An 11,459-nucleotide genomic window follows, 5' to 3' on the forward strand; every position below is an offset into this window, starting at 1 on the left:
ACCTTCACTCCTTTCTTATCCATACTCTATATAATGCAATTGGGGTGCAGAGCGGAATAATAAAAATAACTAATTTTCCGCCGGACAAGATACAATTCATGAAGAATAGGATTTTGGCATATATGTGAAGGGATCATGATTGAAAAGGAGTGAACAAGTGGTTATTAATGGGCTGACAATTGTTCTTCTTTCGCTTGCGGTTTTTCGGCTTGCCCGGCTGCTGGTGTTTGACACGATTATGGCGCCGCTTCGCAGTCTGTTTCATGAAGAGAAGGAGGAAAAAGGTGCGGACGGGAACGTGGAAACGTATATTGTGATTAAGGGGACGGGTGTGAGGGCGTTTATTGGTGAATTGCTGAGCTGCTATTGGTGCACAGGTGTGTGGTGCGCCGGCTTTTTAATTTTATGCCAGGCATTGATCCCGCAAGCGGCGCAGTGGCTGATTTTACTGCTGGCGATCGCCGGTCTCGCCGGCATCATCGAAACACTCGTATCAAAATGGCTGCAGGAATGAGGCGTTCCTATCAGCAACTTTTCATCAGCACCCGCATAAAGTAGCATATATGACATAAGGAAAGGAAGGGAACAAAATGAATCAAGTCAATAAACCTTCCCAAAAATCTCCATATACAGATCCGTCGTATCAATCAAAAAAGATTAAAAAGAAAGGCTGCGGGTGCGGCAATAAAAAGAAAAAACCTCAATAGCCTGACAAAGAAACCGGAGATTTCCGGTTTTTTGTTTTTTAACGGAGCGGCTTTGATCAGCATATATCATGAGTGGGGGGATAGAAGTGAATGAGTTTGAAAAATGGATAGAAGGAAGATATGAACCTCACGAACAAAAGCAAAACGAGCACGAAGGCACGATGAGCCGCATCAGAAAAGACTTAGATGCATTTGATGAAGCTGGTCTGGCGTTTGAAGAGGAAATCGAAGAGATTGCTGAGAAAACGGAAGCCTTGCTCAAAAAACGCCAGTCTCAGCATGACCCATCGTAAATCCGCAATCGCCCTATGCGTTTATCCAAGCCGAATCAAGCGGCTCACATAGTGTATAGAGAGTAAAGGAGGTGCTTATCTATGGGCTTTGGATACGGATTCGGAGGCGGCTACGGCTACGGCGGCTGCTGTGGCGGTTACGCTGGCGGCTATGGCGGCGGCTATGGTTCAACATTTGTTTTGTTAGTCGTATTATTCATTCTCCTCATCATCGTAGGTGCATCTTTCTTTTAAGATGAATTGAGGAAGTACAGGTCATAACCTGTGCTTCCTTACCTTGTGTTTATTTTTAACATTTTGGAAAAGCACATTGTATGATGTGCATTCATAAAAATACTGTATTACTCCGCCAAAAGGAGGCGTACTATGGATAATCAATTTTTTAAGAACATTGAAAAGAAAACAGGTGTGAAAATGCAGGATGTAATGAATCTTGCCGGTTCACTCCAAAACGCTAATTTTAAAGATGAAAAAACAGTCCGAAGTGTCATTAGCCGCGTAGCACAGCTGGCAAACAGACGTGTGCCAAAAGAATTAGAAGATAAAATTGTGGAATCGATCACAAGCGGAAAAGAAAAGCTGGACTTTGGCACGATTTCTAAAATGATGGATAATAAATAAATAGATGGCCTGGCTGACTCACTGCAGCGGGCCTTTTTTTAGATTGAAAGCCCGGCAGTAATCTGCCGGGCTTTTATTGATGCAAGAGCTGTATTGTTTTCTGTAGAAGGGGATACAAAAATCTTGAGCGGTTAGCTGTTTTGCCGCGCCTGTTGGCGGGGCAAGACAAATATAAATGCTGTTTCGCCCGGGTCATGGCTACATATAAAAGGCGTCTTTCTTCCTCAAGAGCGGCCTCGTCTCCTTTTCTTGCCGTTTCTAATGAGAAATCGTGCGGAATCGAGCCGTCTACCGTGCCTAACACGTAGACTGTTTTGAATTCAAGGCCTTTTGACCGGTGAATCGTCATCAGCTGAACGCCATTTTCAGCCGTTTTGTTTTTTTCAGCGGCCCGCATATGGTCTACGTGGGCAAGAAAGTCAGGAATCGTTTTGAATTTCTTGGCGACAACCTTGATGTCACGCAGGTCATCAGAACCTTTTTCCAGCTTGTTGCCCTCATTGCCCCGTTTCTTTAAATACTCGGAGAAGCCCATTTTTCCTTCTGCAAAGGTGATTGCTTCCACCGGCTTCATTGTGCGGAGGCTTGCGAAAAATGGTACGATTTTCTTGATTTTATCGAGCTGGAATGGCTTCAGATCAGGCAGTTTGGCCAATGCCTTAATCATGGAACAGTCCTCGGTAATCGAGAGCGCCTTCAGCGTGTTCAAAGCGGACTGTTTTAAAAACAAGGCGGGCAGCAAGTGCTTAATCGCTTCGGTGTCATCCTCGTTTTGGCTGGCATACAAGTATGCGAGAATCTGGCGGACGATCCGTCTGCTGTAAAACGACTGAACGCCGAGGTCTGCTGTATACGGAATTGACGAATGATGAAGCCTTTCATAAATGGCGCGGCCTCCGCTGTTTGTACGGTAAAGAACCGCAAAGTCTTCTGGATTGGCTCCGTTTTGAATTTTTTCTTTCATATCGGAAACGACCATTGTGGCTTCTTCCTCTTCGTCATAAGGATAAAACAGCACAGGGACCTGGATGTCATCCCGGGCGGCTTCAAGCGTTTTGGCATACCTGTTTTTGTTCTTTTTCACGACGATATCGGCACTTGAGACGATCGGGTGCGTAGACCTGTAGTTAGCGGTTAAATAGATCGTCTTCGCCCCGGGGTAATCCTTTTGAAAATCAAGAATAAACGACGGATTACTTCCGCGAAACGCGTAGATGGACTGATCATCATCCCCGACACAGCACAGGTTTTGTTCCGGACTGGCGAGCATTTGCATGATTTTATATTGAACGGGATTAATGTCCTGAAACTCATCAATTAAGATATACGTAAAACGAGATTGGTATTGTTCCAGAAGATCCGGACGATCAATAAACAATTCATAGCAGGCCGAAGCCATATCATCGAAATCAAATTGGTTTTGTTCTTTTTTTTGGCGTTCATAGTGTTCATATAAACGATAGACTTGTTTTTCCCACTCATCTTTTAAAGGAATGCGTTCATTCGGCACAAAGGTGTTTTTCCAGAAACCGATCTGCTGCAGGGTCTGATCAACGGGAAACTCTTTCTCATCAATACCTTCTTCATAGAGTGCTTTTTTAATATATTGTTCCCGCTGCCACTCCATTTTCAGCAGATGCTCGCCGTTCCATTTAGCGGCATCGTAGTGATACAAGATCTTATAAAACAAGCTGTGAAATGTTCCGGTGACAAGTCTTCTGACTTTTGCCGGCTGTAATCCGTACTGCTTTGCCATACGCTCTTTCATCTCGGCGACGGCTTTTGTTGTAAAAGTGACAAGCAGCATGTTTTCCGGCGGTATGCCCAAGTGTTCGATCATGTGGGCGGCACGAGCGGTCAGCACGCGTGTTTTTCCGCTTCCAGCACCTGCAAGCACAAGCAGCGGACCTCCTGTTTCCGTGACCGCTTTCAGCTGATCCGTGTTTAAGCCGACAGACGGAAAAAGGCTCGTATCAGGTTCTATTGTTTTTGGTACAAATGGTGTTCTGGGTTTAATGCTTCTCGGCCGCTGCCATTCCGTTACAGCTGGAGACGGGTCAGCGGCAATCGCTTTTCCCTTGGGCAAACGAATGACACCAGATTCCTGATCGTCTTCTTTTTTTTCCTCTATAGCGGGCTTCGGTTCGCACGCCTCCTCACATGCTGGAAAATCGCCTGGCTGGCGGTGGATGAACTCCGGCGGATCGGCGATGTTGAGCCTTAACAAAACGGATTTTCCGCAATGAGAACAAAATAAATGCCCTTTTATTCCTTCTTCAAAGAGGAATTGATAATGTTCTCTCGAATATGTATGTAAATGTATAGTTCGATCATTCAGTCGGGCGCATTTCAAAAAGGGGTCCTCCCAATCAAAAGGTGTTCATTACAGACAATGACTATCATATCAAAAGAAATGTGTTTCAAAAAGTAAGTTTAAGGGAAAAGAGACAGCAGAGGGGTGGGGATCGTATGATATATGCAGGTCACATTCAGAACCAGCAATACGCTCAATATGCTAATAGAACGATTGGACACAAACAGGATTACGCCGGGACCGAAAAAATCAGCTATGTCCCGTTTCAGCGGGTATATAAGGAATTGGAAAAGCAGCAGGAGAACCAAACGGCCGCTGAAAGAAAGGTAAACGAGATGAAACGTAAGCGTTCTCTACATAAGGAAGGGATAAGATATCAAAAAGGATTCTTCATTAATGAATATAGATAAAAAATCTCCGATATGAATTCGGGGATTTTTTATTGCAGAATGTTAGATATCATTTAAAAATAAATAATGCCTTTGAATAGGCAGGGAGAAAATAAATATGTCATAAAAGACTTTGGGAAAATAGTAAAAAGGCTGGGTGATATAATGATTTTATACATTAACCCTCAAGTTAAATATTTTAGGAAATCTAAAAACCGGGAGAATTCCATCAGAGAAGATTTGTTAATGCAATTTAAATAATTTTGGCAGCGGTTATGATTAATTTACCAAATGACATCGAGGTGATTTTTTATGAAAGCGGAGCAGATCCAAAGAGATCTTGAAAGTTTACACTATTGGGATGCACGGGTCCTGCAATTGGATTCTTATTCTTTCGGTGATGAAATAATAATGATATTTGAAGACACAGACAGTAATGTAAAGTTATCTTTTAGCGGTTGTTCATCATTTTCATTTGTTACAGCTGCTGATGATCGAATAAAACCCTTGAAAGATTTGACAAAGTCCCAAATCCCTTATTTTCTCCAGAATATTGAGATTTCAGCAATCCAGAGCGAAGGGAAAGAATTATTAAAAAGTAAAATCTTAATGCCTCCTTTAAATGTAGAAATTGTATGTCTTACTATTTCTATAAACAAAGCAGCTTGAAATCACTTAAGGCCCTACATAAGGGCCTTAAGTGATGCGATCATTTAATCATTTGCAAGTGGGGAATGCCGGCATCAAGGAATTCTATTTCGGAAAGCACACGATACCCGTGTTTCTTGTAAAACGGCACAGCCTGCGTTTGCGCGTTTAACATGAAGCCGGAAGCGCCGCCGTCTGCGGCCGCTTCTTCAAGTGCCTTCATAATGATGCCGCCGATACCGTGTGAGCGGTGGCTTTTCAATACGCAAATCCGCTCTAACTTGCCGTAACCATCCTTCATACGCCATCTTCCGGCGCCGACAGGCTTTTCGCCGTCATACACGACAACATGCTCTGCCTCATTTTCAAGTTCGTCAATTTCTTCTTCGGCAGGAACGTTTTGTTCTTTGACAAATACTTCTTTTCTTACATAAAATGCATCTTTCATTTGTTCTTCATTTTTTGCGATAACTGCTTCCAAACGATTATTCTCCTCCGCCTAATAAGAAGGTTTCATATACTGTCCACGATCCGTTATCCAGCTGGTAAAGCAAGTGGAATCGGTCAACGATTTCTTCATGCGACACTTCCTGCATTTTTAATTGTCCGAGCACATCTGAATGCTCATCGTCGGAAAGATTTTGGCCGACTGTCACGTGCGGAACGAAATTATATTCCTGTTCACCCGCCAGCACACCGGTGTATAGCTTTTCATTGAGTGTTTTTAATTCTTCCGTCGGCTCTGCTTTGATGTAAATGACATTATTGACAGGCGCAAATGAGCTGTATTTTGTCAGTTTGAGAACGATCGGATGGGACTCCTTGGCGATGCTTCTCAGATGTGATACAAGCTGATCCGCTTTCTCCTCCGAACATTCAAACGAGGCTCTCAGCGTCAAATGGGGCGGGATCAGGGAGTAGCTCGGGTCATAGCGCTTTCTGTAAGAATTCGCAAGGTCTTGGAGTTTTTTTGATGGAAATAAAACGATTCCGTATTTCATAGTATGTCCCTCCTGGAAATAAAGTATGATAGAGTATCAAAGCATTTTTTTCAGCGCCGGCGTGATGAGCGGCTGCCAGTATGTCCATTTGTGATCTCCGTCAAATGGTTCAAAATCATAATCGGAAAGCTTCTGCTCAAGCAGCTGTTTCAGCTTCTGATTCGGTTCTGTGAAGTCGAGAATGTTTCCGTCTGTCGTGTGGACTTCAGTTTCTTTTGTTCCGATTTGGTGATAGATAGAGAGGTGTTTGATGTCGTTTGACTGTTTCACAGCTTCCAATACATGTTTGTCAACATAGGGAGACTGCATGATGATGTTTCCGAACATATTCGGATAATCAAGCGCTGTCATAAGTGACACGGTCGCTCCGAGCGAGTCTCCGATCAGCGTTCGACCGTAGCCGACCTGATACGTTGGATACTCGTCATCCGCAAACGGAACGAGCTCATGGGCGATGAACCGTTTATACGCCGAAAATTTTGAGCCTTCCGGATGGTAGGTGTTTCTGCGCTCTTTTACATCTTTATATGGAACGCCGATAATAATGCTCCGGTCTATTTCCCGTTTAGACAGCAGTTCCTCGACCTGTCTGCCGATTCTCCCCAGCCTGAAATAATCGTGGCCGTCCTGCGCGATAATGACATGGTATTTATAAAGAGGGGAGTAGTTGGATGGCAGGTAAACGAGCAAGGTCATTTCCTCGTTAAGCTCTTTTGAAAAGAATTTCTTTTCTTGCACTGTGCCGTTTTTCGGTGCCATAATACATTCCTCCAGGACATGACTAGACTTTCTTGCTGTTTTCCATTATTGTACCATGAATTATTAGAAATTTCCCTCTTTAAACGGTTCGGAACTCGAAGAAAAAAGTGTTGAAATAAACTGCGAATTGCGCTAATATAAAACAATCAGAAAATTGAAATCGATATTTCTTATCGTGAGAGGTGGAGGGACTGGCCCTTAGAAACCTCAGCAACCGGCTTGTTTTGCATATGTGCAAAGCGCCAAGGTGCTAAATCCAGCAAGCGTTTTTATGCTTGGAAGATAAGAAGAAGCGTTAAACCCCTTCTTCTTATGAAGAAGGGGTTTTTATTATGAAAAGGGAAGGTGTCAGCTATATGTCACAGCATGTTGAAACGAAATTAGCCCAAATCGGGAACAGAAGCGACGAAGTCACGGGGACAGTGAGTGCTCCTATTTATTTATCAACAGCATACCGCCACAGAGGAGTCGGGGAATCGACCGGTTTTGATTATGTCCGCACGAAAAACCCGACACGCCAGCTTGTCGAGGACGCGATCGCCAGCTTAGAAAACGGAGCGAGAGGGCTTGCCTTCAGTTCGGGAATGGCAGCCATCCAAACGATTATGGCGCTGTTTAAAAGCGGTGATGAACTGATCGTTTCATCTGACCTATATGGCGGCACGTACCGTTTGTTTGAAAATGAATGGAAAAAATACGGATTGACGTTTCATTATGATGATTTCAGCGATGAGGACTGTTTACGCTCTAAGATTACGCCTAATACAAAAGCGGTGTTTGTGGAAACACCGACAAATCCGCTCATGCAGGAGGCGGACATTGAACATATTGCCAGGATGACGAAAGAGCACGGTCTTCTGCTGATCGTTGACAATACATTTTATACACCGGTCTTGCAGCAGCCGCTTGAGCTGGGAGCTGACATTGTGATTCACAGCGCAACCAAGTATTTAGGCGGGCATAACGACCTGCTTGCGGGACTTGTCGTTGTAAAGGATGAAAAACTTGGAGAGGAAATGTTTCAGCATCAAAATGCAATCGGCGCTGTCCTGCCGCCATTTGATTCATGGCTTTTGATGAGAGGAATGAAGACGCTCAGCCTCAGAATGCGCCAGCATCAGGCCAACGCGCAGGCACTAGCGGTGTTTTTAGAGGATCAGGAAGAAATTGCTGATGTGCTGTATCCGGGCAAAGGCGGCATGCTGTCCTTCCGTTTGCAAAAAGAAGAGTGGGTCAACCCGTTTTTAAAAGCGCTGAAGACCATTTGTTTTGCTGAAAGCCTCGGCGGGGTGGAGAGCTTTATTACATACCCTGCCACACAGACGCACATGGATATACCTGAAGAGATTCGGATCGCAAATGGGGTCTGCAATCGATTGCTGCGCTTTTCTGTCGGAATTGAACATGCCGAAGATTTAAAAGAGGACTTAAAACAGGCGTTACATCAGGTCAAAGAGGGAGCTGTTTCATTTGAGTAATCACAATTGGACGCTGGAAACCCAGCTCGTGCACAATCCATTTAAAACAGACGGCGCAACAGGTGCGGTCAGTGTACCGATTCAGCACGCATCAACTTTTCATCAATCTTCATTTGAAGAGTTTGGCGCATATGATTACAGCCGTTCAGGCACGCCGACAAGAACAGCTCTCGAAGACACAATTGCCGCACTGGAAGGCGGGACGAGAGGATTTGCTTTCAGTTCAGGCATGGCTGCGATCTCAACAGCATTTTTACTTCTGTCACAGGGCGATCACGTTCTTGTGACAGAAGATGTGTACGGCGGAACCTTCCGCATGGTGACAGAGGTGCTGACCCGATTTGGCATTGAGCATACGTTTGTTGACATGACGGATACAAACGAAGTAGCGCGAAGTATCAAGCCGAACACAAAAGTCATTTATATGGAGACACCGTCAAATCCGACACTCGGCATCACTGATATAAAAGCGGTTGTCCAGCTTGCAAAAGAAAACGGCTGTCTGACCTTTCTGGACAATACCTTCATGACACCTGCACTGCAGCGGCCGCTTGATCTCGGTGTGGATATTGTGCTTCACAGCGCAACAAAATTCTTAAGCGGTCACAGCGATGTGCTATCAGGTCTGGCTGCTGTCAAAGATGAAGAGCTTGGGAAGCAGCTGTATAAGCTGCAAAACTCGTTTGGCGCCGTCCTTGGCGTGCAAGATTGCTGGCTCGTGCTGCGCGGATTAAAAACATTGCAGGTCCGTTTAGAAAAAGCGAGCCAAACAGCGCAGCGGCTTGCGGAGTTTTTCCAGAAGCACCCGGCGGTGAAGCGCGTGTATTATCCGGGCCTGTCTGATCATCCCGGCGCTGAAACCCATAAAAGCCAGTCAACGGGAGCGGGCGCCGTGCTATCTTTTGAGCTTGAAAGCAAAGCGTCCGTTAAGAAGTTAGTCGAGAATGTGTCACTTCCAGTCTTCGCTGTCAGCCTTGGCGCCGTGGAATCGATTTTGTCCTATCCGGCAACGATGTCTCACGCGGCAATGCCTAAGGAAGAGCGTGAAAAACGCGGTATCACTGATGGCCTGCTCCGTCTTAGCGTCGGAGTCGAGCATGCAGACGATTTAGAACACGATTTCGAACAAGCGCTGAAAGAAATTGCGCCAGTGGCAGTTCGTTAAAAAAGAAGCCGGGGTTGGCCCGGCTTCTTTTATTGTTGTTCATCATCAGGATTCAGAATCGCGAGGACTTGATGATCCTCCCAAACGCCATTAATTTTTACATTTTTTCTGGCAATGCCTTCTTTATGAAAACCCGCTTTTTCTAATACACGCATGGACCCAAGATTACGGGGCATCACACCGGCTTCAATCCGATGCAGTTTCAATTCGTGGAACGCATAATCAACAACCAGCCTGACCGCCTCTGTCATAAGGCCCTTTCCATTGTGGGCTTTGTCTAAAAAATACCCAATGAACGCAGTTTGCAGCCCCCCGCGGATGATTTGAAAGAGCGAAACCGTCCCGATTAATGTATCGTCTGACACTGTGAAAATGCCAAAATGATATTCTTCATCGTTCTCAAGTCTTTCCTGATACTCGGTTATTCGTTTTCTTTGCCCCTCAACCGTATAGTAATCGTCTGCGCGTATCATAGAAAACTGTTCGAAAAAATCCCGATTCTCGCTTTGCAGCCGCAAATTTTCTTCGGCATTTTCCACTTGCAAAGGCCTTACATAAATAGTTTTTCCTTTTAACATACAGTAATCTCTCCATTCTTCTTACATCATTCTTTGGAAAGTGCAAATATCCTTTTTATAAGAAGGAAGAAAACCAATTTCCCATAAAGGTGCCGACATAGTTCCCAATTAAGTAGCCGAGCGTACCGACAAGCATGATCGGGGCGACAAGCTCCCTCCATCCCTTGGCAATTGCCATCGCAGCCGCAGTTGTCGGTCCCCCGACAGTAGCGTTGACGGCGAGCAGAATTTCTTCAAGCCGCACGCGGAACAATTTTCCGGCAGCTAAGGAAACCGCTAAATTGCTGATCGCAATGATAAACACGAATAATAGAATAAGAGGCGCATTAGTGAAGATTAAGCGCAGATCTGCAGGAATGCCGATTACCACAAAAAACAAATAAATCAAAAAGGTTCCATGTTCCTGAGATCCATTGAGCCTTTCAAAAAAACGCGGGAAAAGAAAAATGATAAGAACAGTTAAAGATGTAAGCATCAGGTACTGATCGCCAAGCGTACCGGTCAGCAGGGGATGAGAAAAAACGCTTTTAAAATAACCGGAAACCTTCACACTAACCGCAACAAGCGCAAAAGCAGCACCGGCATTAAAAGCGATATCCTTTAAGGAAATATCCTTCCGTTTCCAATAGCTTTCAGCACTGTTTCCGCTGTTTCCATCGGCTTTTACCTTCTCTTCAAACGGCATGGCATAATGGCGCTGAAACCATTTAAGTGCAGGAATGCCGATTAACATAAAAAACAAAAGCGCCATCATAAAATTATCCGCCACAACGGTAGCTGACACATATTGACCAGGTGTCTCAAACTTTGCCGCCATCGCGGCAAAGTTGACCCCGCCGCCGATATAAGAAGCGCTGATCATCCCGCCGATTTTATCTAAATAAGGAATATGCTGTTTGAGCAGAAAAAAAGCGAGGATGCTGCCAAGCACTGTTCCAACGGAGCTAATCAAAAAAATAAACAGCAAACGCCTGCTTTCCTTAAAAATCTGCCGCACATTGATCTGAAACAGCAAAAGGGGAATCGCCAGCGGCACCACATAGGTCCATACGGTATCATATACAGGCGACTCAACAGGAAGCACTCCTACGTTTGTAAACACCATAGCACCTGCAAGCGCGATAATCGCGCCCGACACAGCGGACGCCCACTTAAAGCGCTGCTCCAGCCCGATGCTCACTGCCGCCCACACCGCAATAAACCCCCACAATACCCAAACATCATCGGAAGAAATCAAAGAATGCAAAACCCCATCACCTCTATTGTTTGAAAATTAAGACATATTATAATAGCCTATGAACAGAACAGCAAGTCCGAAAAAAAGTTTTTCTGAAAAAGCAGTTGACGAATAGAAGGGGTGGTTATATAATAGAACTTGTCAGAAAGACAACAACATACCCAGCAACACATACATATCATGATTCCGTAGCTCAGCTGGGAGAGCGCTACCTTGACAGGATTGTGACATCATATTGCGAGGCGTTAGTTCAGTGGGAGAACGCTTGC

Annotated in this window: 14 protein-coding genes and 1 riboswitch; of the genes, 8 read left to right on the plus strand and 6 right to left on the minus strand. The window is 44.8% G+C overall.

What is annotated here, in order from left to right:
• Positions 1-157 precede the first annotated feature (157 nt).
• The 4 genes from yjcA to spoVIF all read left to right on the plus strand — a co-directional run bounded on the left by yjcA (position 158) and on the right by spoVIF (position 1,621).
• The gene (gene yjcA, locus V756_RS0107660; protein ID WP_024714143.1) at positions 158-514 is read left to right on the plus strand and encodes a sporulation protein YjcA; all 357 of its coding nucleotides are present in this window, start codon (positions 158-160) and stop codon (positions 512-514) included.
• Between the two features lie 279 nt (positions 515-793).
• Positions 794-1,000, plus strand: coding sequence for a protein YjzK (yjzK, locus tag V756_RS0107670; RefSeq protein WP_024714144.1), 207 nt, complete (start codon positions 794-796; stop codon positions 998-1,000).
• Positions 1,001-1,081: 81 nt separating this feature from the next.
• A complete protein-coding gene (gene yjcZ, locus V756_RS01000000122050; protein ID WP_032681920.1) occupies positions 1,082-1,234 on the plus strand; it encodes a sporulation protein YjcZ in 153 nt (50 codons plus the stop codon).
• Between the two features lie 132 nt (positions 1,235-1,366).
• Entirely contained in the window at positions 1,367-1,621 is a 255-nt protein-coding gene (gene spoVIF / locus V756_RS0107680) for a sporulation-specific transcription regulator SpoVIF (protein ID WP_024714145.1), read from the plus strand.
• A 73-nt stretch (positions 1,622-1,694) separates the two neighbouring features.
• On the opposite strand, the gene V756_RS0107685 is transcribed toward spoVIF, so the two are convergent.
• A complete protein-coding gene (locus tag V756_RS0107685; protein ID WP_024714146.1) occupies positions 1,695-3,974 on the minus strand; it encodes an ATP-dependent helicase in 2,280 nt (759 codons plus the stop codon).
• A 116-nt stretch (positions 3,975-4,090) separates the two neighbouring features.
• Between V756_RS0107685 and V756_RS0107690 the strand changes: the two genes are divergently transcribed.
• Both V756_RS0107690 and V756_RS0107695 read left to right on the plus strand, forming a co-directional pair.
• On the plus strand, positions 4,091-4,345 hold the full coding sequence (locus V756_RS0107690) for a hypothetical protein (protein ID WP_024714147.1): 255 nt from the start codon (positions 4,091-4,093) through the stop codon (positions 4,343-4,345).
• 291 nt (positions 4,346-4,636) lie between these two features.
• Positions 4,637-4,993 (plus strand): PIM7 family immunity protein, encoded by a 357-nt coding sequence (locus V756_RS0107695; protein ID WP_024714148.1) that lies wholly within the window; start codon positions 4,637-4,639, stop codon positions 4,991-4,993.
• Between the two features lie 40 nt (positions 4,994-5,033).
• On the opposite strand, the gene V756_RS0107700 is transcribed toward V756_RS0107695, so the two are convergent.
• The 3 genes from V756_RS0107700 to V756_RS0107710 are packed head-to-tail and all read right to left on the minus strand — an operon-like array spanning position 5,034 to position 6,732.
• Complete coding sequence (locus tag V756_RS0107700; RefSeq protein ID WP_024714149.1) at positions 5,034-5,453, minus strand: GNAT family N-acetyltransferase; 420 nt, start codon at positions 5,451-5,453, stop codon at positions 5,034-5,036.
• A 4-nt stretch (positions 5,454-5,457) separates the two neighbouring features.
• Positions 5,458-5,973, minus strand: a complete 516-nt coding sequence (locus tag V756_RS0107705; protein WP_024714150.1) for a YjcG family protein — start codon at positions 5,971-5,973, stop codon at positions 5,458-5,460.
• A 36-nt stretch (positions 5,974-6,009) separates the two neighbouring features.
• Positions 6,010-6,732, minus strand: coding sequence for an esterase family protein (locus V756_RS0107710; protein WP_024714151.1), 723 nt, complete (start codon positions 6,730-6,732; stop codon positions 6,010-6,012).
• A gap of 167 nt (positions 6,733-6,899) precedes the next feature.
• Positions 6,900-7,021: riboswitch (SAM riboswitch) on the plus strand.
• A gap of 67 nt (positions 7,022-7,088) precedes the next feature.
• On the opposite strand from V756_RS0107710, the gene metI reads away from it, so the two are divergent.
• Together metI and metC are read left to right on the plus strand one after the other, a co-directional pair.
• Positions 7,089-8,210, plus strand: coding sequence for a cystathionine gamma-synthase/O-acetylhomoserine thiolyase (gene metI / locus V756_RS0107715; RefSeq protein ID WP_024714152.1), 1,122 nt, complete (start codon positions 7,089-7,091; stop codon positions 8,208-8,210).
• Entirely contained in the window at positions 8,203-9,375 is a 1,173-nt protein-coding gene (gene metC, locus V756_RS0107720) for a cystathionine beta-lyase (protein ID WP_024714153.1), read from the plus strand. The genes metI and metC overlap by 8 nt, the downstream gene beginning before the upstream one ends.
• Positions 9,376-9,404: 29 nt before the next feature.
• Here metC and V756_RS0107725 read toward each other — a convergent pair whose 3' ends face one another.
• A complete protein-coding gene (locus V756_RS0107725; protein ID WP_024714154.1) occupies positions 9,405-9,953 on the minus strand; it encodes a GNAT family N-acetyltransferase in 549 nt (182 codons plus the stop codon).
• A gap of 55 nt (positions 9,954-10,008) precedes the next feature.
• Positions 10,009-11,199, minus strand: coding sequence for a DUF819 family protein (locus tag V756_RS0107730; protein ID WP_024714155.1), 1,191 nt, complete (start codon positions 11,197-11,199; stop codon positions 10,009-10,011).
• Between the last annotated feature and the right edge of the window lie 260 nt (positions 11,200-11,459).

Source organism: Bacillus tequilensis KCTC 13622, from assembly GCF_000507145.1.
GTDB lineage: Bacteria > Bacillota > Bacilli > Bacillales > Bacillaceae > Bacillus > Bacillus tequilensis.